General features: G+C 72.1%; 22 protein-coding genes. 15 read left to right on the top strand and 7 right to left on the bottom strand.

Translation table 11 applies throughout. The features are described from left to right. Nucleotides 1-38: 38 nt before the first annotated feature. The 7 genes from ACIP4O_RS24650 (at nucleotide 39) to ACIP4O_RS24620 (ending at nucleotide 8,920) form a co-directional block, all read left to right on the top strand. Nucleotides 39-767 (top strand): class I SAM-dependent methyltransferase, encoded by a 729-nt coding sequence (locus ACIP4O_RS24650; RefSeq protein ID WP_401577571.1) that lies wholly within the window; start codon nucleotides 39-41, stop codon nucleotides 765-767. Next, nucleotides 764-2,734 (top strand): ABC transporter ATP-binding protein, encoded by a 1,971-nt coding sequence (locus ACIP4O_RS24645; RefSeq protein ID WP_401577569.1) that lies wholly within the window; start codon nucleotides 764-766, stop codon nucleotides 2,732-2,734. The genes ACIP4O_RS24650 and ACIP4O_RS24645 overlap by 4 nt, the downstream gene beginning before the upstream one ends. Continuing rightward, nucleotides 2,731-4,584 (top strand): ABC transporter ATP-binding protein, encoded by a 1,854-nt coding sequence (locus ACIP4O_RS24640; RefSeq protein WP_401577567.1) that lies wholly within the window; start codon nucleotides 2,731-2,733, stop codon nucleotides 4,582-4,584. Before ACIP4O_RS24645 ends, ACIP4O_RS24640 begins: the two co-directional genes overlap by 4 nt. After that, nucleotides 4,584-5,954 carry a salicylate synthase gene (locus tag ACIP4O_RS24635; protein ID WP_401577565.1) on the top strand — a complete coding sequence of 457 codons (1,371 nt, stop codon included), beginning with the start codon at nucleotides 4,584-4,586 and terminating at the stop codon, nucleotides 5,952-5,954. Before ACIP4O_RS24640 ends, ACIP4O_RS24635 begins: the two co-directional genes overlap by 1 nt. A gap of 160 nt (nucleotides 5,955-6,114) precedes the next feature. Further along, complete coding sequence (locus tag ACIP4O_RS24630) at nucleotides 6,115-7,074, top strand: metal ABC transporter solute-binding protein, Zn/Mn family (protein WP_401577563.1); 960 nt, start codon at nucleotides 6,115-6,117, stop codon at nucleotides 7,072-7,074. 11 nt (nucleotides 7,075-7,085) lie between these two features. Beyond that, a complete protein-coding gene (locus ACIP4O_RS24625) occupies nucleotides 7,086-7,982 on the top strand; it encodes a metal ABC transporter ATP-binding protein (RefSeq protein WP_401577784.1) in 897 nt (298 codons plus the stop codon). Further along, nucleotides 7,979-8,920 (top strand): metal ABC transporter permease, encoded by a 942-nt coding sequence (locus ACIP4O_RS24620; RefSeq protein ID WP_401577561.1) that lies wholly within the window; start codon nucleotides 7,979-7,981, stop codon nucleotides 8,918-8,920. Before ACIP4O_RS24625 ends, ACIP4O_RS24620 begins: the two co-directional genes overlap by 4 nt. 99 nt (nucleotides 8,921-9,019) lie before the next feature. Here ACIP4O_RS24620 and ACIP4O_RS24615 read toward each other — a convergent pair whose 3' ends face one another. Together ACIP4O_RS24615 and rpmG are read right to left on the bottom strand one after the other, a co-directional pair. Then, nucleotides 9,020-9,466 carry a Fur family transcriptional regulator gene (locus tag ACIP4O_RS24615; RefSeq protein WP_401577559.1) on the bottom strand — a complete coding sequence of 149 codons (447 nt, stop codon included), beginning with the start codon at nucleotides 9,464-9,466 and terminating at the stop codon, nucleotides 9,020-9,022. 135 nt (nucleotides 9,467-9,601) lie between these two features. Next, nucleotides 9,602-9,766 (bottom strand): 50S ribosomal protein L33, encoded by a 165-nt coding sequence (rpmG, locus tag ACIP4O_RS24610; protein ID WP_401577557.1) that lies wholly within the window; start codon nucleotides 9,764-9,766, stop codon nucleotides 9,602-9,604. A 70-nt stretch (nucleotides 9,767-9,836) separates the two neighbouring features. Between rpmG and rpmB the strand changes: the two genes are divergently transcribed. The 8 genes from rpmB (at nucleotide 9,837) to ACIP4O_RS24570 (ending at nucleotide 16,040) form a co-directional block, all read left to right on the top strand. Beyond that, a complete protein-coding gene (rpmB, locus tag ACIP4O_RS24605; RefSeq protein WP_401577555.1) occupies nucleotides 9,837-10,073 on the top strand; it encodes a 50S ribosomal protein L28 in 237 nt (78 codons plus the stop codon). Next, nucleotides 10,073-10,378 carry a 30S ribosomal protein S14 gene (gene rpsN, locus ACIP4O_RS24600; RefSeq protein ID WP_401577554.1) on the top strand — a complete coding sequence of 102 codons (306 nt, stop codon included), beginning with the start codon at nucleotides 10,073-10,075 and terminating at the stop codon, nucleotides 10,376-10,378. Before rpmB ends, rpsN begins: the two co-directional genes overlap by 1 nt. A gap of 99 nt (nucleotides 10,379-10,477) precedes the next feature. After that, a complete protein-coding gene (locus ACIP4O_RS24595; RefSeq protein WP_401577552.1) occupies nucleotides 10,478-10,915 on the top strand; it encodes a permease in 438 nt (145 codons plus the stop codon). Nucleotides 10,916-11,180: 265 nt separating this feature from the next. Continuing rightward, nucleotides 11,181-11,312, top strand: coding sequence for a hypothetical protein (locus ACIP4O_RS24590; RefSeq protein WP_401577550.1), 132 nt, complete (start codon nucleotides 11,181-11,183; stop codon nucleotides 11,310-11,312). Between the two features lie 605 nt (nucleotides 11,313-11,917). Further along, nucleotides 11,918-12,703, top strand: coding sequence for a TIGR03084 family metal-binding protein (locus tag ACIP4O_RS24585; RefSeq protein ID WP_401577548.1), 786 nt, complete (start codon nucleotides 11,918-11,920; stop codon nucleotides 12,701-12,703). 92 nt (nucleotides 12,704-12,795) lie between these two features. Beyond that, nucleotides 12,796-14,106, top strand: a complete 1,311-nt coding sequence (locus tag ACIP4O_RS24580) for an ABC1 kinase family protein (protein ID WP_401577546.1) — start codon at nucleotides 12,796-12,798, stop codon at nucleotides 14,104-14,106. 213 nt (nucleotides 14,107-14,319) lie between these two features. Next, nucleotides 14,320-15,342 carry an NAD-dependent epimerase/dehydratase family protein gene (locus ACIP4O_RS24575; RefSeq protein ID WP_401577544.1) on the top strand — a complete coding sequence of 341 codons (1,023 nt, stop codon included), beginning with the start codon at nucleotides 14,320-14,322 and terminating at the stop codon, nucleotides 15,340-15,342. Beyond that, nucleotides 15,339-16,040: a maleylpyruvate isomerase family mycothiol-dependent enzyme gene (locus ACIP4O_RS24570; RefSeq protein ID WP_401577542.1), complete on the top strand. Its 702-nt coding sequence runs from the start codon at nucleotides 15,339-15,341 to the stop codon at nucleotides 16,038-16,040. The genes ACIP4O_RS24575 and ACIP4O_RS24570 overlap by 4 nt, the downstream gene beginning before the upstream one ends. Before the next feature lie 147 nt (nucleotides 16,041-16,187). Here ACIP4O_RS24570 and ACIP4O_RS24565 read toward each other — a convergent pair whose 3' ends face one another. The 5 genes from ACIP4O_RS24565 to ACIP4O_RS24545 form a co-directional block, all read right to left on the bottom strand. Next, nucleotides 16,188-16,985: a helix-turn-helix transcriptional regulator gene (locus ACIP4O_RS24565; protein ID WP_401577540.1), complete on the bottom strand. Its 798-nt coding sequence runs from the start codon at nucleotides 16,983-16,985 to the stop codon at nucleotides 16,188-16,190. A gap of 359 nt (nucleotides 16,986-17,344) precedes the next feature. Continuing rightward, entirely contained in the window at nucleotides 17,345-18,400 is a 1,056-nt protein-coding gene (locus tag ACIP4O_RS24560; RefSeq protein WP_164282956.1) for a carboxymuconolactone decarboxylase, read from the bottom strand. 274 nt (nucleotides 18,401-18,674) lie between these two features. After that, entirely contained in the window at nucleotides 18,675-19,556 is an 882-nt protein-coding gene (locus ACIP4O_RS24555; RefSeq protein WP_401577538.1) for an SDR family NAD(P)-dependent oxidoreductase, read from the bottom strand. Further along, nucleotides 19,553-20,188: a carboxymuconolactone decarboxylase family protein gene (locus ACIP4O_RS24550; RefSeq protein WP_164282960.1), complete on the bottom strand. Its 636-nt coding sequence runs from the start codon at nucleotides 20,186-20,188 to the stop codon at nucleotides 19,553-19,555. Before ACIP4O_RS24550 ends, ACIP4O_RS24555 begins: the two co-directional genes overlap by 4 nt. Nucleotides 20,189-20,441: 253 nt before the next feature. Further along, on the bottom strand, nucleotides 20,442-21,989 hold the full coding sequence (locus ACIP4O_RS24545) for a GMC family oxidoreductase (protein ID WP_401577536.1): 1,548 nt from the start codon (nucleotides 21,987-21,989) through the stop codon (nucleotides 20,442-20,444). Nucleotides 21,990-22,249: the final 260 nt, after the last annotated feature.

Below are 22,249 nucleotides of genomic sequence, written 5' to 3'. Positions count from 1 at the left end.
GCGCGCCGCCCCGATCCCCGTACCCCGGGAGCAGGACAGTGATCGACTACTACTCGCCCTCCGCCGAGTTCTACGAGATGGTCGCGGCCCGGCACACCGCGAGCAGCGGCCCCCCGCTCGCCCGCGTCCTCGCCGGGCTCGATGTCTCGCACGGCCCCGTCGTGGAGATCGGCGCGGGCACCGGGCGCGTCACCGAGGTCATCGCCGGCGCCCTGCCCGGCGCCGACGTCCTCGCCGCCGAACCCTCCGCGACCATGCGCGCCGTACTCACCTCGCGCGTCGCCCGCGATCCCGACCTGCGGCGCCGCGTCACGGTGAGCGACGGCGCCGCGCAGGACCTGCGCCTGCCCGAACGGATCTCCGCCGTCGTCATCTTCGGCGTGGCCGGGCACCTCACCGCGCCCGAGCGCGTGCGGCTGTGGCGCCGTCTCGCCGCGCGGCTGCCACCGGGCGGCCCGGTCATCGTCGAGCTGATGGGCGTCTCCGCCCCCCGGAAGCTGCCCCCCGCCCTCTCCCTGCGCGAGCGCGTCGGCCGCCAGACCTACGAATGGTGGATCGGCGGCGAGCCCGCGGAGGGCGACGCGATGCGCTTCACGACCACCTGGAAGGTGCTGCGCGAGGGCCGCACGGTCCGGGAGGTCTCCGACAGCTACCTGTGGCACACCTTCGACGTCGCACGACTGGCCGCCGAGTCCGGCATGACGAGCCGACGCGTCACCGAGGCGGCCGGCCGCCCCGTTCCCGAGATCGGAATCCTCCTCGCATGACCACACCCGTTCCCCCTCCCGCGGCCTCGCCGCTCGCCCTCCTCGCCCCGGTCAAACGGCGCCTCCTGCTCGCCCTCGCGCTCCAGGCGTGCGCGGCGGCAACGGGCATCCTGCCGTTCTTCGCGATCGCCCGGCTCACCGCCCGCCTCGCGGACGACACCGGCGGAGCGGCCGATGACGCCTGGCCCTGGGTGAGCCTCGCCTGCGGCTCGGGCGTCGCCGCCCTCGCCCTGGGCTTCCTCGCCGGGCTCCTCGCCCACCAGGCCGACAACGACCTCCAGCTCTCCCTGCGCCGCCGGCTCGCCGCCCACATCGGCCGCCTGCCGCTCGGCGCGCTCACCCGCCGCCGCGACGCGATCGAGAGCGCCGTGCGGGACGACGTGCACGCCCTGCACGCTCTCGTCGCGCACACACTGCTCGATGTGACGGCGCTCCTCGTCGCACCGCTGCTCGCCTTCGGCGTGCTCGTCGTCGCCGACTGGCGCCTCGCGCTCCTCGCCCTCCTGCCGCCGCTCGCCGGGGCCCTCCTCTTCCGCCGCGCGATGGCGGGCGCCAAGGCGCGGATGGCCGAGTTCGGCGCCGCGCAGGCCCGCGTCTCGGCCGCCGCCGCCGAGTACGCCCAAGGCATCGCGGTCGTACGCGGCTTCGGCCGCGCCCGCACCGCCCACGAGCGCTTCGTGACCGCCACCGACGCCTTCGCCGCGTTCTTCACCTCCTGGGTACGGTCCACGCTCGTGCCCTCCACGGCGGCTCTCCTCGTCGTCTCACCCGCCCTCGTCCTGCTGCTCCTGGTGGCCGCGGCAGCCCCCCTCGTGGTCTCTGACGGCCTCTCCACCGCCTCGCTGCTCGCCTTCGTCCTGCTCGGCCCGGCGCTCGCCGCCCCGCTCGGCGTCGTCGGCACCCGCGTCCAGCAGATCCGCGGCGGGCAGGCCGCCGCCGCCCGGATCACCGCGCTCCTCGCCACGCCATCCCTCCCGGCCCCCGCCCGCCCGGTACTCCCGCAAGGCGCGCACGTCTCCTTCCGCGACGTGTCGTTCTCGTACGACGGGGAGCGCGACGCGCTCTCGGGCGTGGACCTCGACCTCGCCCCCGGCACGGTCACCGCGCTCGTGGGCCCCTCGGGCGCGGGGAAGTCCACACTCGCCGCGCTCCTCGCGCGCTTTCACGACGTGAGGGGCGGTGCGGTGACGATCGGCGGCGCCGACGTGCGCGAGATCCCACGGGAAGCGCTCTACCGCTCGGTCGGCTTCGTCCTCCAGGACGTACGGCTCCTGCGCGCCTCCGTCGCGGACAACATCCGCCTCGGACGGCCGTCCGCGACGGACGAGGAAGTCGAGCGCGCGGCCCGCGCCGCGCACGCGCACGACATGATCACGGCGCTCCCGGACGGCTACGCCACCGAGGTGGGGACCCGCGCGCGGTTCTCCGGGGGCGAGGCGCAGCGCGTCTCGATCGCCCGCGCGCTCCTCGCCGACGCCCCCGTCCTCGTACTCGACGAGGCGACCGCGTACGCCGACCCCTACACCGAGGCCCTGGTCCAGGACGCGCTCTCCACGCTCGCCGCCGGACGGACCGTCCTGGTCGTGGCGCACCGCCTGACGACCGTGCGGGACGCCGACCGCATCGTCGTCCTTGAGGAGGGCCGCGTCGTCGAGAGCGGACGCCACGCCGAACTCCTCGCCGCCCAAGGGCGGTACGCGCGGCTGTGGCACGCGCAAGCCGCAGAGCCGGAGCCGGGGCAGCTCGCGGCAGGGGAGCGGGACGGGTCCGGGGGACCCAGCGGGGCCGCCCCCGTGATCCCCGGCCCGGGCCCCACCGCGGACTCCTCGCAGCCGAAGAGAACCATGCACTCAGCGCCATCCGCCGAAGCCCTGTCCACCGAGAACTCGTCCGCCGAGGCGACGCCCCCCGCCCAGAGCCCCCCGCCGCCCCGTACCCCCGGTTCCCGGAAGGTCACGCACCCATGATCCGCCTGCTCCGCCACGTTCTCGGCGTCGAGGGCTTCCGGCCGCTGCGCCGCCTGCTCGCCGTCCTCCTCGCCGCCGCCGTACTCCAAGGGCTCGCCTTCGCGCTCCTCGTGCCCGTGCTGCGGGCACTCCTGGGCGGCTCACCCGACCGGGCCTGGCCCTGGCTGCTGACGCTCACCGCGGTCACCCTCGCCTTCACGGCGGCTCAGACGGCCTCGCTCGCGGGTGGATTCACCGTCGGCGGGCAACTGTCCAAAGCGCTGCACCGGAGGCTCGCCGAGCACACGCGGACGCTGCCGGTCGGCTGGTTCTCGGATGCCCGCGCCGCGGAACTGGCCGGGCTCGCCGGCCCCGGCGTCATGCAAGTGATGAACATGCCCGCCCACTTGCTGCGCCCGCTCGTCTCGGCCGTCGTCACCCCGGCCGTACTCGTCGTGGCCGCGTTCTGCTTCGACGTACGCGTCGGCTGGGTCCTTCTCGCCGCCCTCCCCGTCCTGCTCGCCGCACACCTGGCGAGCACCGCCGTGGTGGCCCGCCTCGACCGGGGCAGGGACGCGGCGAGCACGGAGGCCGCCAAGCGGGTCATGGAGTACACGCGCAACCAGCCGGTGCTGCGCGCCTTCGGCCGCACCACCGAGAACCACGCGGCCCTGGACGAAGCACTCGTGGGGGAGGCGCGGGCCGACCGCCGCCTGATCACGCGGGGCGTTCCCGGTCTGGTGACCTTCGCCTTCGCCGCCCGCGCCGTCCTCGCGGCCGTTTTGGTGCTGAGCACCGGATGGATGCTCGACACGCCGTCCGACGTGCCGACCCTGCTCGCGCTGCTCGTCCTCACCGCGCGGCTCACGGAGGGGGTCTCGGGCGCGGCCGACCTCGGGGCGGGGCTGCGGATCGCCCGGCACAGCCTGGAGCGCATCGCCGCGCTGCTCGACGAGGCGCCCTTCCCCCTCCCGGCGCGCCCGCGTGACCCCGGGGGCCATGCCGTGCGCTTCGACGCCGTCGACTTCTCGTACGCGCCGGGCACGGCAGGCGAGGCCCCGGGAACCCTGCACGGCGTCACGTTCTCCGTGCCGGAGGGAAGCATCACCGCGCTCGTGGGCCCCTCCGGGGCCGGGAAGACGACCGTGGCCCGGCTGCTCGCCCGGTTCTGGGACGTGAACGGCGGCAGCGTCCTGATCGGCGGGGTGGACGTGCGCGACATGACGCCCGAGACCCTGGCGGCCACCGTGTCGCCGGTCTTCCAGGACACGTACCTCTTCGACGGGACCGTGGAGGAGAACGTCAGAGTGGGAAAACCGCAGGCCGAGCCGGAGGAACTGCGCGAGTGCGCACGCCTGTCCGGGCTCGACCGGGTCCTGAACCGCCTGCCCGAGGGATGGGCGACCAGGGTCGGGCCCGAAGGCACCGCGCTCTCCGGCGGCGAGCGGCAGCGCGTCGCGATCGCCCGCGCGCTCCTGCGCGACGCCCCCGTCCTCGTCCTGGACGAGGCGACGGCCTCGCTCGACCAGGAGAACGAGGCCCACCTCGTCGCGACCGTCCGGGGCCTCGCCCGCCACAAGACGCTCCTGGTCATCGCGCACCGTCTCAGCACCATCCGCGAGGCCGACCAGATCCTCGTCCTGGAGCGGGGCCGGGTCACCGAGCGCGGCACTCACGAGGAGTTGCTCGCCCACGACGGCACGTACGCCGGTTTCTGGCGCAGCCGTACGCGTTCCCGAGGCTGGCGCCTGACCCCGGCGCCAGCCGCCCCGCTCGCCGGGGCAAACACCACCACCCCTCTTCAGCCTCGCGTGCCGGCCCCCTCCGCCGGCTCCCGGCTCTCCTCCACCCCTGATCGCGGAGCACCCTGATGAGCACCACCCCTTTCGCCGCCTGGGCGGCATGCCTGCCCGAACCGCTCCCTCGCGCGATCCTCGACGCGAACGGGGAGACGGCCCGCACCGCGGCCCGCCTCGCGCGCGCACGCCTCGGCACCCACCACGTCGTCTACGAGCGCGGCGGCACCTGGCACGTCGCGGCGGGCGAGGCGACCTTCGCGGCCACCGCCGCCGGAGCCTCGCTGAGCGACGGCGCACGCACCTGGCACGTTCCCGCGCCTCAGGGGCCGCTGGCCGCCGTACGGGAGGCGCTCACCTCGCTGCGCGCCGCTTCGTCCCCGGACCGCGCGGTGCACGGCTGGGCCGCCTTCGAACTCGCCCATCTTCTGCACGGCGACCCCGCCCGTGCCGGGTCCGGCACGCTGCTGTGCTTCCTGGTTCCGTCCGTCGAGATCACGCTGACGCCGGGCAAGGCCCAGGTGCACGCGAGTGACCCGGCCGCGGTGGACCGTGTCGCGGCGGTCCTCGGCGCGCGGGCCGCGCCCGAGCCCGCGGCGGAGCCGCCCGGCGAGGCCGTCGCGGCGCTGTCGGCCGATCCGGGCGGCTACCGTGCGGCCGTTGCCGCGACGAGCGCGGACATCCGGGCCGGGCTGCTCGACAAGGCTGTCGTCTCGCGGGAGGTTCCGCTGTCCCGTGCCCCCGACCTGGGTGCCTCGTACGCGGCGGGACGGGCGGCGAACACGCCCGCGCGTTCCTTCCTCGTCGACCTCGGCGGCTGGCGTGCCGCCGGGTTCAGCCCGGAGACGGTGGTGGAGGTCGCCCCGGACGGCCGGGTCTGTACCCAGCCGCTCGCCGGCACCCGGGCCCGCACCGGCGACGCGGCCGAGGACGCGCGGCTGCGTGCCGAGTTGTACGCGGACCCGAAGGAGGTGCAGGAACACGCCCTCTCGGTCCGCCTCGCCCGCGCGGAGCTGGCCCGGGTGTGCGCGCCGGGGAGCGTGGCCGTGGCGGACTTCATGGAGATACGGGAGCGGGGCTCCGTCCAGCATCTCGCCTCGCGAGTGGCGGGCCGGCTCGGCGAGCGTGCGGACGAGTGGGACGCGTTCGGCGCGCTCTTCCCCGCGATCACCGCCACTGGCGTGCCGAAGCGGGCCGCCCTCGATGCCCTTGCCCGCCATGAGCACGGACCGCGCGGACTGTACGGGGGCGCCGTCTTCCGGTCGGACGCGGCGGGCGCGCTCGACGCCGCGCTCGTCCTGCGGAGCGTTTTCGTACGCGGAGGCCGGGCCTGGCTGCGGGCAGGAGCGGGTGTGATGGGGGTCTCCAGTCCGGACAGGGAGTTCGAGGAGACCCGCGAAAAGCTCCTGAGCGTGGCTCCTCACCTGCGCTTCTCCTGGCAATGAGGCCGTGAGCGACCGGAGGTCAATTTTTGGAAACGAAAGTCATTACGAAGCAAGGCGGGGTCGTAGTGACATTCATTTTCATATAGCGTGACGAGTGGCGCCGCCCCCGGTGGACGGCGCCACTCGGTCACTTTTCCCGTATCCCGTTCTGGAGACTTCCGTGCGTATCCCCCGCTCCCGCCGCCTCGCCGTGCTCATATCCGGCGCCTCCCTCCTCGCCGTCGCCGCCTGCGGGAACTCCTCGGACTCCGGCAAGTCCTCCGACTCCGGGGACAAGTCGAAGTCCGCCTCTTCCGGCAGCTCTGCGGAGCGCGTGGCCGTCGCGGCCTCCACCAACGTCTACGGCGACATCGTCAGGAGCGTCGGCGGCGACAAGGTCGAGGTCACCTCCTTCATCTCCGACCCGGACCAGGACCCGCACTCCTACGAGGCCGACACCCGCAACCAGCTCGCGCTCTCCAAGGCCAAGCTCGTCGTCGAGAACGGCGGCGGCTACGACGACTTCATGGACCGCATGCTCAAGAGCGCGGGCAACTCCTCCGCCGACGTGCTCAACGCGGTGAAGATCTCCGGCAAGACCGCCCCCGAGGGCGGTGAACTCAACGAGCACGTCTGGTACGACCTGCCGACCGTCGCCAAGCTCGCCGACCGGATCGCCGCCGCACTCGGCAAGGCCGCCCCCGCCGACGCGGACACCTTCAAGACCAACGCCGAGAAGTTCAAGGCGGACCTGAAGCCGCTGGAGGGCAAGGAGGCGGCGCTCAAGAAGGCGCACGGCGGCGAGGGAATCGGCATCACCGAGCCCGTACCGCTCTACATGACCGAGGCCGCCGGGCTCGTCAACAAGACGCCCGAGGACTTCAGCGAGGCCATCGAGGAGGGCGACGACGTCTCCCCGAAGGTGCTCCAGGAGACCCTCGCGCTCTACAAGGACAAGAAGGTCAAGGCCCTCGTCTACAACTCCCAGACCTCCGGGCCGCAGACCGAGAAGGTCGCGGACGCGGCGAAGAGCGCGGGAGTGCCCGAGGTGCCCGTCACCGAGACCCTGCCGAAGGGCGAGGACTACCTCGCGTGGATGGGCGCCACCATCGACGCACTCGCCGCCGCGCTCGACAAGTGAGCGGTACGGAGATGATCCCGGAACCCAGGAGGGCCCCCGCGGCGGCGGGCACGGGCGAGGGCACACCCCCCGCGCGCGCTGCGGCCGACGACACCGCCGCGCTGCTCAGCATGCGCGGCGGCGCCGTCGCCCACGGCCGGCGCACCGTCTGGCGGGACCTCGATCTCGACGTCGCCCCGGGGGAGTTCCTCGCCGTGCTCGGCCCGAATGGGGCGGGCAAGACGAGTTTGTTGCGGACCCTCCTCGGCAGGCAGCCGCTGTCCGAGGGGACCTTGAGCGTCCTCGGCGAGCCCGCGCACCGCGCCAACCGGTACGTCGGCTACATCCCGCAGCAGGCGAGTCTCTCGGCCCAGGCCCCGGTCCGGGCCCGCGACCTGGTCCGCTTCGGCGTCGAGGGCCACCGCTTCGGCCCGCTGCGCCGCCATCGGGCGGACCGTGAGCGGGTGGACGAACTCCTCGCCTCCGTCGGCGCGACCGCCTACGCGGACGCTCCCGTCGGTGAACTCTCCGGCGGGGAACGCCAGCGGGTACGGGTCGCGCAGGCGCTCGCCACCGACCCGCGCCTCCTGCTCTGCGACGAGCCACTCGTCTCGCTCGACCCGCACCACCAGCGGGCCGTCACCGAACTCATCGACGCCCGCCGCCGCTCGCACGGCACCGGGATCGTCTTCGTCACCCACGAGATCAACCCCGTCCTCGACCTCGTGGACCGCGTCCTCTACCTCGCGCCCGGCGCGCACCGCACCGGCACGCCCGAGGAGGTCCTCACCTCCGCCTCGCTCTCGCGCCTGTACGGCACGCACGTCGACGTCGTACGGGTCGGGGGCCGGGTCGTGGTCGCCGGCGCGTACGAGGAACCGGCCCACCACCCCGGGGAACCGCACCCGCACCACGGAGTCCGCCGATGAACCTCGCCGACGGCGTCTGGCACCAGCTCTTCGCCTACGACAACTACGGGGAACTCCTCGGCCTCGTCCGCAACTCGCTGATCGTCGGGGCGGCCCTCGGCCTCGTCGGCGGGCTCGTGGGCGTCTTCGTCGTCATGCGCGACCTGCCCTTCGCGGTGCACGGCATCAGCGAGCTGTCCTTCGCGGGGGCCTCGGCGGCCCTGCTGCTGGGCGTCAACGTCGTCGCCGGTTCCCTGCTCGGCTCGCTCGTCGCGGCGGGGGTCATCGGCGTCCTCGGCGCGCGCGCCAAGGACCGGAATTCCGCGATCGGCATCCTCATGCCGTTCGGCCTCGGCCTCGGCGTCCTCTTCCTCGCGCTCTACAAGGGCCGCGCCGCGAACAAGTTCGGGCTCCTGACCGGGCAGATCGTCGCCGTGGACACGCCGCAGACGGCGTGGCTGCTCGGCACCTCCGCCGTCGTCCTGCTCGCCCTCGCGGTGGTCTGGCGCCCGCTCACCTTCGCGAGCGCCGACCCCGAGGTCGCCGAGGCGCGCGGCCTGCCGGTCCGCTCCCTCTCCCTGGCCTTCATGCTGATCCTGGGCCTCGCGGTCGCGCTGTCGGTGCAGGTGGTGGGCGCCCTGCTGGTCCTGACCCTGATCGTCACGCCCGCGGCCGCCGCCGCCCGTCTCACCAGTTCCCCCGTGCTGCTGCCGCTGCTGAGCGTCGCCTTCGCCGTCGTGTCGGTCGAGGGCGGCATCCTCCTCGCCCTCGGTAGCAGCGTCCCCATCAGCCCGTACGTCACGACACTCTCCTTCGCGATCTACGTGGGCTGCCGTCTCGTCGGCCGGCTGCGGAAGCGGAGGGGGCGCAGGGGGAGCGCCGACGCGGCCGGAGGCCGCGCGCGGCCGGTCGTTCCCAAGACAACCCCCGATGCCGCTGGGGCTGTTGCCGAGGACTGAGACCGCTGTCCCGCGCGGGGCGCAGAACGTCGTGAGCGGCCGGACCTGTGTCCGGCCGCCCCGATGCCGCAAGGGGGACCCGCTCCTCCGGGCGCGCCGTCACAACGGCGCGCCCTCGGCGTGTTCCGCCGTATCCGCGCAGCCGTCACAGATCCCGCTCAGCTCCAGCGTGTGCGCCACGGCGCGGTAGCCGGATTTCCTCATCACCTCGGTCACCCAGTGCTCGACGACCTCGGCGTCGACCGCGAGACTCGTGCCGCACGAGCGGCAGACGAGGTAGTGCCGGTGCTCCCCCGGGGGCCGCCAGCGGTAGAGGCGGCCACCGGACTCGTCGCGCGTCACGTCCGCGCGTCCCGTCTCCTCGAAGAGCCGCAGCGTCCGGTAGACCGTGGTCAGCCCGACGGCCGCGCCTTCGGCGACGAGGAGTTCATGGAGCGCCGGAGCCGAGACGAAGCCCTCGGCGGCGCGCAGGGCACCGAGCACCGCGGCGCGTTGACGCGTGGAGCGGGTCTCCCTGAGGAGTTCCCCGCGGCTGATTCCGTACACAGAACTCGTCCTCCCCCTCGCGGACGTGCCCGTGCGGCGCGCGGGCAGGACTGGGACACCGGCCGACGCGGCTTCCCGAGAGCGCGTTCACGCCGGGAAAGCCGCGCCGGACCGGGCGGATGGCATGGGGGAGGGTCAGCGTTCCTCGCGGAAGTCCACGTGTCGGCCGAGGAGCGGGTCGTACTTCCGCAGTACGAGCCGGTCGGGGTTGTTCCGCCGGTTCTTGCGCGTCACGTAGGTGTACCCGGTGCCTGCGGTGGACCGGAGCTTGATGATCGGGCGTAGTTCGTTGCGTGCCATGGGAGGTAGCATACGACAACGATTTTCATTACCGAACGGGGTCCCGTGCCCTGGAAGGAACAACGCGCCCATGTCCGCACACTGCCAACTGACCGGCAGCAAACCTGTTTTCGGCAACAGGGTGTCCCACTCGCACCGGCGCACCTCGCGCCGCTTCGACCCGAACATCCAGCGCAAGAGGTACTGGCTTCCCAGCGAGGGCAGGTACGTCCGGCTGGTGCTGAGCGCCAAGGGGATCAAGACGGTCGACGCCATCGGCGTCGAGGCCGCCGTCGCCCGCATCCGAGCCCGAGGGGAACGCGTCTGATGGCCAAGAAGAGCAAGATCGCGAAGAACGACAAGCGCCGTGAGATCGTCGCGCGCTACGCGGCCCGCCGGGCCGAACTGAAGGAGATCCTGCGCCGCCCGGACAGCGGCGAGGCCGAGAGGGCCGCCGCCCTGCGCGAACTGCGCCGTCAGCCGCGCGACGCCAGCGCCACGCGTGTCCGCAACCGCGACAGCGTGGACGGCCGGCCCAGGGGTCACCTGCGCAAGTTCGGCCTCTCGCGGGTGCGGGTGCGCGAGGAGGCGCACGCCGGATTCCTCCCCGGAGTCACCAAGTCCTCCTGGTGACCCAGCCGTTCGCGGTACGGCGGTGCCCTGCCCGGGAGCCCCGTACCGCGAACGGTTGCCACTCTGGCGCCGCGCCCTGGGGGTGGGGTCTCGCTCGCGGTGATCGGCACCGTCCTGAGCGTTCTCGGGCCGATGTTCGTGCTCGACCTGCGCACGCCGCCCGTCGCGGCCTGGTGCACGGTCTTCACCGCCGTCGTGGTGCAGGGTGTCCCCTTTCTGCTGCTCCGTACGCTCGTCTCCGCGGCCATCGGCGCTTTCGTCTGGGAGCGTGCCCTCAGCCGGGTGCTGCCGCGCACGCCGTCCCTCGCCGTGCCCGTCGTGCGGGGGGCGTCCTGCTTCCGGGGTGTGCGTGTGCCTCGGTGCCGGTGGCGGCCGGTCTCGTGCGGCGTGGGCGCCCCTCCCGCCGCCGCGTTCGCCTTCCTGCTCTCCGCACCCGCGATCAACCCGGTGGTGCTCGTGGCGACTTCGCTGGCTTTCCCCGGCCGCCCCCTCGTGGTGGTGGCCCGGTTCGTGGGCTCGCTCGCGACCGCGTCCTGATGGGGTGGTGGGCGCGCTTCGGCCGTGCGCAGTGGTTGCGGCTGCCGTGCTCGGGGCGGCCTCCGCGCGGGGGCGGATCGCGCGCCCGGGACTTCGCCGCCAGGCTGCGCCCACGACTTCCTGCACGCCGGAGGCTTCCTCGTCCTCGGTTCGGCCGCGACCTTCAACATCGCGGTCCCGCGCTCGGCGCTCGATGTCTTCACCGGCTCGGCGTGGTCGGCCGTGCCGGTGCTGGCGCTGCTCGTCGTGGTGCTCTGCGTGTGCAGTGAGGCCGACGCCTTTCGACGCGGCGGGCACCTACAAGGTCACCTTCAGCGTCAGCGGCGTCCTCGCGTCGACCGGCCAGACGGTCAGCACCGGCTCGAAGACCTACACCTTCGAGGTCACCGACAGCTGACCGGCGGCCCCCGTACGGTCCGGTTCCCGCCTCGGGGTGGGAGCCGGACCGTACGTTCGCGGGACCGCGCGCCCGGGCCCGGCGGGCACGAGGCCGGGGGATGAGCCGCTCACGTCGGAAATCGGGGCGCTTTGCCCTGGTGAGTGGGGTTCCTGAGGGGGAGGCGGGCGGCGGCTTGGGGCCTCGTGGCCTGTCGCAGCCCTCGACCGCCCGGGGAGGCAGGCGCGCCGGAATCCATGCCCGCGCTCGGACGACCTCGGGTGCGTGAGGCGGCCCCCGCTGGAACTGCTTGTCGGGTGGGGGCTCCTCGACGTCGTCCACAACGCGACGGGCCGAACTCACCCGGCGCTGGCAGGTGCTGGAGCTGGACGGCCCCGTGCGGCTCTCCTCCTTCGGCACCCTGGAGCCGCCATCCGCATCGCGAGTACCTCCTCACGACCGTTGCCCTTCGCGGACAGTGCCACCCCTCGCCGTTGAGCACACAACATCCGGGGCGTCGGAGGCGGCGCGGAGAGCACGTGCGAAGAAGCGGCGGTCCGCCCGTGCCCGGAGGATGGACGCGGTTCGCCCGCCGCGTTCTCCGGCGCCTCGAAGGGAATGGACACATGACCGCGATGCAGGACGTGTACGCAGATCTGGCGGTGGAGGGTGCTGAGATCGGAGACCTCGTGTCGGAACTGAGCTCCGAGGAATGGGCGACGGAGACCCCCGCAGCCTCCTGGACGGTCCGTCATCAGGTGGCTCACCTGGCGTACGTCTCCCGCATGGTCCGGCTCGCGGTGAGTGACGCGGACGCCTTCGAGGCCGAGATCGCGCCGGTCCGGGAGGACTTCCAGTCCGGAATGGACGCCAGGCTCGCCGAGTATCTCGCGGAGCCCCTTCCCGGACTACTGCGTCGCTGGGCCGAGGAACGGTCCGCCGCCGAGAAGGGGCTGGCCGCACTGGAACGGCGTGCCCTGGTGCCGTGGCCGGCGGCCGGGCCGTTGCCGGCCAGTGTGCTCGCCGCGGTCGCGTTGACGGAACTGTTCGCGCACGGCCAGGACATCCGCGACGGCCTCGGACGTTCGCGCGTGATCACCGACCGGATCGGCCACATCGTCTTCCTCGGGACCCGCACCCGGGACCTGGCCTACCGTGCCCGCGGTCTGCGACCTCCGGCCGAGCCCTTCCGCTTCGAGCTGACGGCCCCGTCCGGAGAACTGTGGGCCTTCGGCCCGCCGGAGGCCGGGCAGCGGATCACCGGCCCTGCCCAGGACTTCTGTCTGCTCGTCACCCGGCGCAGACACCGCGACGACCTCGCCCTGAGCGCGGTGGGGACGGAGGCCGACCAGTGGCTGGACATCGCACAGTCCTACGTCGGACCGCCCGGCACGGGTCGGGCACCGCAGTGAGCAATATGGCGTATAGAGCGCCGGCCCGGTGGCTGCTTTCCTAGCTGGCGGGCCGTCTTCGGTCCGCCCGACACGAGGGATCTGGGGTTGCCGTGCGAGAACAACGGACCAGTTGGTGGCTGCTGCCGAAGCGTGCCTGTGCCACCGTCCTGATCGTCACCGGACATCTGATCGCCGCCCTGCCGCACACGGTGACCCGCGGCGGCCGGACCCGGCTGGCGCACCGCGCTCCCCGGCTGCTGACCGCGCTGGGGCCGTTCTTCGTCAAGGCGGGGCAACTGCTCAGCACGCGCCGGGACCTGGTCCCCGAACGCTGGTGCGACGCCTTGGGCGAACTGGCCGACGAGGTACGGCAGCCGAGACGCGCGGCGGTGGCACGCACCCTCGCCGAGGCCGGGTTCTCGGATGCCTTCGCCGAGTTCGACTGGCAGCCGGTGGCCTGCGGCAGTATCGCCAGCGTGCACCGCGCACGACTCGCCGACGGCACCGAGGTCGCCGTCAAGGTGCAGCGGCACGGCATCCGCCCAGTGCTGGAGACCGATCTGCGGCTGGCTCTGCTCGGCGCGCGGGCCGGCCGGCTGCTGCCGAGCATGCGGGACCTGCCCGCCGAGGAGATGATCGGACAGCTCGGCGGCGCCGTCCTGCGCCAGCTCGACTTCACCGCCGAACACGATTCCCTGCTCGCCCTGCGCGGCAACCTTGCCGACCACACCGAACTGCGCATCCCCGCGCCCGTCGAGGGACTGTGCGGACCGACGGTGCTCACCATGGAGTTCGTCCCGGACATCGGCCGGTTCCGACCCCACGGCATGTCGATGGCCCGCCGCCGGGAGGTGGTCCGCGATGTCCTCCGGGCGGTCTACCGGATGCTCTTCGTGGACGGCCTGGTGCACTGCGACCTGCATCCGGGCAACCTCTGCCTGGACGGTGAGGGACGGGTCGTGATGCTCGACGCCGGCTTCGTGGTGCGGCTGCCCGACGCGGTGCGGCGTTCCTTCGCCGGCTTCTTCCTCAACATGGCCCAGGGCAACGGCCCCAAGTGTGCGGACATCGTGCTCGACAGCGCCGCGCGGCTCCCCGCGGACATGGACCGGGAGGGGTTCCGCGGCGCGGTGACGGAGCTGGTGGACGAGGTGGCCGGGGCACTGTCGAAGGACTTCGACCTCGGGGCGTTCGCGCCGCGGCTGTTCAAGCTCCAGAAGGATTTCGGCGTCTTCGCCGCGGCCGAGTTCGCATTTCCGCTGCTGTCGCTGCTGGTGCTGGAAGGAATGATCAAGGAGTTCGACTCCGAGGTCGACTTCCAGGCCGAGGCGGTTCCCGTGCTCATGGCCTCCTTCGCCAAGGACGTCCAACTGGACTCCGAGCGCCGCGAGGACGGTCCCTCCGGCGGGTGGGCCGCCTGAGGACCGTGCCGGCCCGCCGCACCTCGTACCGTCCGCGGTCGCCCGTCCCCGCCTTCGTACGGACCGGGACGGACGGTACGAGCCGACGCGCGGCGGGCATCACCCGACAGCTCCTGCCGGACCGGCCGCGCACGCCCGCGGACCGGCCGCGCCGACGGACGAAGCGACCCGTCGAGCAGGGGACGGAAAAGGAGGAACGACATGTTGGTCTGTGTGACAGGAGGCACCGGCTTCCTCGGCTCGCACACGGTCGCCGCGCTCGCGGCCGGCGGAGCACGTATCCGGCTGCTGACGCGCGACCCGTTACGGCTGGCGCCCGCGCTCGGCCCGCTCGGCATCGACCCGGACACGGTGGAGACCGTCACCGGCGATGTCGCCGACGAGGCGGCGGCGGCCCGCGCGGTCCGCGGCGCCGACGCCGTGATCCACCTGGGGTCGGTCTACTCTTTCGACCGTCGGCGCCGTGACGACATCACCCGCACCAATGTGGCGGGTACCGACGCGGTCCTGAATGCGGCGGTTAGGGCCGGGACCGGCTCGGTCATCTACGTCTCGACGGTCGGCGCGCTGATTCCCGCCACCGCGTCCGAGCTGCGCGCCGACAGCCCGGTGGGGGCCCCGGACGAGCCCTACCTGGCGAGCAAGGCGGCCTGTGAGACGCTCGCCCGGCGGCACCAGGACGCCGGGGCGCCGGTCCACATCGTCTACCCACCGGCCCTGCTGGGCCCGGACGACCCCAGGCGCGGTGACCAGACCGGCCGGCTGCGCGACGTGCTGCGCGGCCTGATGCCGCTGTGGCCCACCGGCGGCTTCCCGCTCGGCGACGTGCGTGACACCGCCGCGGTGCTCGGGGGGCTGGCCCTCGGCCCGCCGCCGGACAAGCCGGTGCGGGTCTTCGCGCCCAACCGGTACGTGACGACGGCCGACTATCTGGCGGAGCTCCGCGCGGCGACCGGCCGCCGGCTCATGACGCTGCGGCTGCCGGGGCGGGCCATGCTTCCCGCCGCCCGGGTCGCCGATGGGGTCCAGCGGTGGTGGCCGTGGCACATCCCCGCCGAGTTCGGCGCCGCCTACACCTGCGTGCACGCGGTGCCGGTGGCCCGGGCCGCCACGGCCGACGTCCCCTCGGCGCGGCCCGTCGCGACGACGATGGCCGACACCGCTCGCTGGCTGCACCGGGCCGGCCTGCTGACGCGGCGGCAGGCCGGGAGCGCCGCCGGGCGGAGCGGGGCATGACGGCGGCGGGGACCGGACACGATCCGGCCGAGCAGCACCACGCCTACCGGCGGACCAGGGAGAACATCACCGGCCTGGTCACCCGGACGCCGGACACGGCCACCGCCGGCGTGCCCGCCTGCCCCGAGTGGACCGTGCGCGACCTGATCGGACACCTCGTCCACATCTGCGAGTCGTTCGCCGCCCTGGAGGACAACCAGATAGATCTGCGCCCGTCGGAGGGCGTTGACCTGCCCGGTCTGCTGGATCGGTGGGACGCCCTGGACAGCGAGTTGCGCGAGGCACTGGACCACACCCCCGAACTGCGGCGGCGCATCCTGTTGCTCGACGTGTTCTCGCACGAGATGGACCTGCGCGCCGGTCTGGGCGAGACGGTCGCGCCCTCCGGCCATCCGGCGTTCCCCGGCGCGCTGGACCTGGCCACCATGGGGTTCGGCCTCGCGGTGCACGGCGGGAATCTGCCGGCGCTGCGGATCGACACCCCGGAGCGGGACTGGGTGGTGGGGGAAGGGCCTCCCCTCGCCACTGTCCACGGCCCGGCCTTCGACGTCTTCCGGTCGCTGACCGGCCGCCGCACCCGGCGCCAGATCGAGGAACTGCGCTGGTCCGGAGGCGCGTCGGTGACCTGGATGCCGGCCTTCGCCTGGGGACCGTTCGCGCCGCCCGCCTACGAGGTGGAGCCGGTCCGCGGCTTCTGACCCACCGGACCCCGCGGGAGACGCGGCAGGACCGCCCGAAGCCGCACGGGCCGGTGCGGGGCCCGGCCCGTGCGGATGGGCCGTTCCGCTGGAGAACGCCCGACCCGCCGTACGACGGGCCGGGCGTTCTCCTTCGCGTCCACGGATTCAGGTGCCGGTGATGGCGGGCAGCTCGAAGGGAGCATCGCCGGCCTTCGGCAGGCCCGAGAAGTCCAGCTCCGGCAGCGCCAGAAGGATCGGCAGGTCCAGGGAGGTCAGCGGACGCCCGAGCAGGTCGACCCGGGTGTTCTGGCCCCGTCGTACGTTCAGTACCTGGCTCGAAGCCACCAGCAGCGGGCGCCGCTGACCGAGCGCCGAGGGCGGGTCGTCCATGGCGAGTACGGCCGCCCGGATGTACCAGGCACCCTCCGGCAGGCGCAGCGAGAACGAACCGGGCCCGTCCAGGATCGCGCAGGAGGCCGGGCGGCCCTGCACGATGGACTCACGGAACGCACCGATGTAGATCCGTACCGGCTGCGCGGTGCCGGGGAGACGAATGGTGCCTTCGAGTTCACTCGTGGGCCGGCCACCGTCGAGGAGCTGCTGCGGCCCCGTGACGGCCTCGCCGCTCGGCGTCAGCAGCCCGGCACGGGCCAGCGCCCGATAGCGGGCCGGGGAGTGGCTCACACTGCGGGTGAAACGACTGGTGAAGGTGCCGAGACTGTTGTAACCGACGCGGTAGGAGATCTCGGTGACGCTGAGATCGGTCTCCAACAACAGGCTCTTCGCCCGGTGCAACCGGACCACGGAAAGGAATCGGCCCGGAGAGGTCCCGGTGAGATTGCGGAACACCCGGGAGAAATAGAATTTGCTGAGAATCGCGGTGTTGGCGATCTCGTCGAGCGAGAGTGGTTCCTCGTATCGGTCCCACATCGTCGCTATCGCGCGCTCAACGGCGACCTGCATGGCAGTGCTCCAAGCTTGTCGATGAATCGAATGCGTCCTGACGGAAATGGCCGAGCGACATCTCAGAACTGACGCTCTGTCGGTGCGATAATGTGTACCGCAGAGATGTGCACGGTATTTCTCCGAGCGTGCCGATGAAGCGAGTGCGTCCTGACCGGACGCGCAGGGCAGCGCCTGTCGACCGCGGGGCGGCGGGAAAGGGGTCCCGCTTTCGAGCGACGACATAAAAATGCCGGACCCCGCCGTGCCGCATCGGGTATCAATACCCGGAGAATTTAGGGCGCACGGACCCTATATCGGAACACCACCGCAAGGCGGTGGGCGGAACAAAGGCTGCCTACGCGAAGGGAGCGGGGTATTCAGTTGACGCGGAGCAATTGTCCGATGCGCCGCTGTGCCGCCCGCTGAGCGGCCCACGACGTGACCGCGAGGATCTCCCGGTCACCCCCGCCGTTCTGCCGGAAGGCCGCGATGGCCTTGTCGTCCACGCGGTAGGAGGCCAGGGCGGTGAGCAGTGCGAGGTTGCCCGCCTGCCGGTCGGCCGGCGGCAGTTCCCGCAGCGGCGCGTCCAGCCAGGCCCGGCCGAGGCCGGGGTCGCCGCCGTCCCAACGGGCCAGTTCGGCGGCCACCATGTCCCGGACCGACTCCGGCACCAGTTCGGCGGCTGTCAGCTCGACGGCCGCCGTGCCGCGGGCCAGCGCCCCGGCGATTCGCGGATCGGCCGCCGCCCAGCCCAGGTCCTCCGGCAGCGGGGCGTCGGGCAGTAGCGACAGCGACGTACCCGGTCGGGCCCTGGCTCTGACGGAGCCGCGCATCAGGCCGGTCAGCACCCGCAGCACGGGGCCCACCGCCCGGTCCGGGGCGTGCGGCGGCAGCGGTTGTGCGCCCAGGAAGACGTTGACCATCCGGTTGAGGTACTGGAGACAGAACGCGGTCCCGGCCAGTTCCGGAATGAGTTCGGGTGCGAACGGAGGCCTGCCCGCCGAGCCGATCCACGCCGTCAACTGGCCCGGCGTCGTCCCCGCGCCGCCGTCCGGTCCCGCCTTCGCTCCCCGACCGGACGCAGTGGGCCGGGCAGTCAGGGAGTCGTGCATCGTGGAGTGCATGGTGGTGCAGAAGGGACACTGGTTGTCCCGGGACACGGCGGCGGCCACCGCTTCTTTCGCGGCCCGCTGTACCAGCCCGTCGACCAGCATCGTCTCGCGCAGTGTCATCCAGGACGCCGCGAGCAGCGCCGGCACCGGGGCGTGCAGGGCTATGGGGGGAGCCAGCACCCCGAAGTCCCGTTCGAGCTCCCGGTAGACCCGGGCGGTGTCGCCGGTCGCCTCGCCGAACGGCACGGTCGCGAGGTGCCGGACCTGGAGCAGGGACAGCCTCCGGAGCGGCGACTGGACGAGGAGTCTCGGGTCCTTCATGCGTCCGCTCCGGGGTCCGGACCGATGACGTCGCGCCGTGGTGGCTCCGCGTGGCCTTCATACATCGGTGGCACTTCCCTCAGCTCCTCGGCGGATGTCTTTCGGTGCGCCAGTCAATCGTCACACCGATGCGGGAGTTCCCTCTTCTTCGTTCTTGCGGTCTGACGGCCGCCCTTGAACGACTCGCCGGCAAGGCCTGCCGCGGGGCTCGCGTCCGCGCCCCGCCCGGCCGCCGCCATCGGCGGGCCCGGGCGGGGCCACGGTAACGGCAGGCCTAGGGGACGGGGAAGAACGCCCGGACGAAGCGTTCGAACATCCTGTCCCCGATGGTCCACCGCATCCGCGGCAGCAACCGGGACGGCATCCCGATCCGGTACCTGATCCGCGGGTTGTCGCTGGTCACCGCCTTCTCGATGACCTTCGCCACGGTATTCGCGCGCACCGCCATCCGGCCGCGGCCGCTCGGCTTCTCCGTCTCCCGGTAGGCGCCGTGCCAGTCGACGAAGTACCGCCAGAAGTCGTCGTACAGACCGTTGTTCTCCTGCCCCCCGGACATCCCGAGGTCGGCGACCGACATCGGTACGAACCCCCCGAGCACCGGCGACGGCTCGACCAGCACCACCTTGATGCCGAACGCGTCCACCTCCAGGCGCAGCGAATCGCTGATGGCCTCCAACGCGTGCTTGGTGGCCTGGTAGTAGCCGCGGCCCGGGGTGGCGAACTGACCGAAGATGGACGACATCATGATCACCCGGCCGCTGCCCCGGGCCCGCATGCCGGGCAGTACGAGCTGGGTCAGCCGGCACAGTCCGAAGACGTTCGTCTCGAACTGGCTGCGCACCTCGTCCATCGGGGTCTCGCCGATGGTGCCGTTGAGGCTGTAGGCGGCGTTGTTGATCAGAGTGCCGACCGAGCCGTGCTCGGCGGTGATCTTGTCGACGACGGCCCTCATCGAATCCTCGTCGTTGACGTCCAGCTGGAGGACCTGGATGCCCTCGGCCTCCAGCTCGGCCAGTGCCTCGGGCCGCCGCGCGGTCGCGTAGACCGGCCAGCCGGCCCGGTGCAGCCGCAGCGCCACGGCCTTTCCGGTGCCGGAGGACATGCCGGTGCTCGACGACGCCCCGGTGAGCAGGATCGCTCGCGAGGGGCTGCTCATCGGGGCTCTGCCAGCCGCTGCTCGGACACGGTGGCGTCCTCCGGCTGCGAGGCGATCCGGCTGCGGGCCACCGAGTCGCCCAGGCCCAGGCCGTCCACGAGGCGGTTGATGAAGGCGAAGAGTGAAGCGGTGAAGACCGCTTCCAGCATCTCCGCGTTGGTCCAGCCCGCGGCCTCGGTCCTGGCCCAGTCCTCGTCGGTGACGCGGAACGCCCCCGTGCAGATCTGGGTGACCAGGCGCATGAGTTCCTTGGTGCGCTCGTCGATCGGCAGGTCCTCCACCGAGGCGGCGTCGGCGATCGCGTCGGTGAGTTCCTGATCGCCGCCGAACTGGGCCAGGAACCAGTTGTGGGTGCCCACGCAGTACGGGCAGCCGTTGACCTTGGAGCTCCAGGCGGAGATCATCTCCCGGGTCGCACGCGGCAGTACGCCGTCGTTGAACACGCCGCCGTAGCCGGCGATCACGACCTCCAGCAGATCGGGGCGGCTGGACACAAGGCGGAACATGTCCGGCACGAAGGGAATCCCCATCCGGGACTTGATCGCCTCGTACAGCTCCGCGGTCCTGCCCTGGGCCTCGTCCTCCCCCACCAGGGGGACGCGGACCGTGCTCAGCACATTCGGATCGGTCATGGGTGATCGCCTTTCAACCGATTGTGGGAGCCGCCCCGCGAACCAATCGAGAAAAACAGAAAAATATCCGGGTCTGCTGTTCGGCGGGTAATCGCGGCGTTGTTTTCTCATATGGTGGCAGGAATAGTGACGGCGTCTCGTCTTTCATATTGCCCTGTGTGCGCCTGCCGGCGGCCGGACCTGGACATACGGACGGCCGTCCCGGCGCGGCAGGCGCCGGAACGGCCGTCGGGGGAGGCCGGGCGGGTTCAGCTCACTCGGCGCGCAGCCAATCCGCCAGCCGCTCACCGATCATGATCGAGGTGAGGTTGGTGTTGCAGTTGACGATGCTCGGCATCACCGAGGCGTCGGCCACGTACAGGTTGTCCGCCCCGTGCACCCGCAGCTGTTCGTCCACCACGGCGCCCGCGTCGTCAGCGGTGCCCATGCGGGCCGTGCCCACCGGGTGGTAGCCGCTGTCCAGGCTCACCTTCACGTACTGCTCGACCATCGCGTCCTTCTCGATGAGCTTGTCGTTCAGCACGATGAAGCCGTCGCCCCGCGCCGCGATTTCCGGGTGGTTGGCCAGCTCCCAGCAGGTCCGGACGCCTTGGACCATCTTCTCCAGGTCCCGTTCGGTGGAGAGGAAGTCGAGCTGGATGTCAGGCCCCGCCGCCGGGTCGGCCGAGGCCAGCCGCAGCCGGCCGACGGACTCCGGCTGCTGGTCCACCACCATGACACCGAAGATCATCGAGGCGCCCGCCAGCATCTGAAGCTCGGGGAAGAGCTCCAGATCGAAGTGGTTGACCATGTAGTACTGCATGTCGTTGAAGTCGGTGGAGCCCTTGGCCGTGGTCCGCACCATGGACTGCAGGAAAGGCACGTTCTCGTCCAGGGCCCCGCCCTTGGGCCGCATGAACACGCCGGTCCGCGGGTGGTCCATCAGGTGGGCACCGACCCCGGGCCGGTCCAGCCGGACATCGATTCCGAACCTGGTCAGGTCGTCGGCCGGGCCGATGCCCGAACGCATCAACAGCGTCGGGGTGTTGACAGCGCCGGCCGACAGAATGACCTTGTGAGCCCGCAGTTCCTCAGGCTCGCCGCCACCGGCCGACACCAGGACGCCCACCGCGCGATCGCCCTCGAAGAGCACCTCGTGCACCAGCGTCCCGCTGCGCAGGGTCAGGTTCTCCCGTGCCCGACTCTCGCGCGTCAGGTACGCCATCGCCGTCGAGACCCTGTGGCGAGGGTCGCGCCGGTTGGACGGGATCGGACCGATACCGGTCGCCTCGGGGTGGTTGTGGTCGGAGACCTCGGGGAATCCGGCCGCCAGGCTCGCTTCGGTGAAGGCGCGCTGCATGGTGGTCATCTCGTCCGGCTGGAACCGGCGGATCGGCACCGGTCCGCCCTTGCCGTGGTACCGGCCCCCGAAGTCCAGGTCGTCCTCCAGCCGGCGGAAGTACGGCAGTACCCGCTCGTACGCCCACGCCGGATTACCCGCCGCCGCCCACTTGTCGTAGTTCTCGGGCACGCCCCGCAGCGCGATGGTGGCACCGACCGCGGACGAGCCGCCGGTGACCTTTCCGCGGGGAAAGAGGATGCGTCGGCCGTCCATGATCTCCGCGCGGTAGTGCCAGTCGTGCTTGCTCATCGACATGGCATTGCCGTTGGTGATGTCGTGCGGGATGCCGGCCGGATCGGGAAAGTCCGGGCCCGCTTCGATGAGGAGTACCGAACGAGCCGGGTCCTCGCTCAGCCGGGCCGCGAGCGCCGCACCCGCGGAGCCCGCCCCGACGATGATCGCGTCATACGTGTGCGTCATGGATTTAAAACCTCGCCAGAGTGTGATGCGAAAGGGACCGATCTCACCCGAGTTTTTCAGGGCCGCCGGCATCCGGTCTTCTCCGAGACTGCTCAATGACGCGGCCCTGGATATCCCCCGCACCGACCGAAGGCGTTGCCTCAACGGGCTGAAACCGCCCCCACGAACCGTGGCAACGTCAGAGAAGCAGTCCTTGCCGGGCTGATAGATCCTCAAGTGCCAGGTGCTGCGGCAGTAATTTCAGGATTACATTCGCAGTG

Source organism: Streptomyces sp. NPDC088923 (assembly GCF_044749745.1).
Taxonomy (GTDB): Bacteria; Actinomycetota; Actinomycetes; order Streptomycetales; family Streptomycetaceae; genus Streptomyces.
Note: the sequence above shows the minus strand (reverse complement) of the source record. Positions and strands in the feature narration are given on the sequence as shown.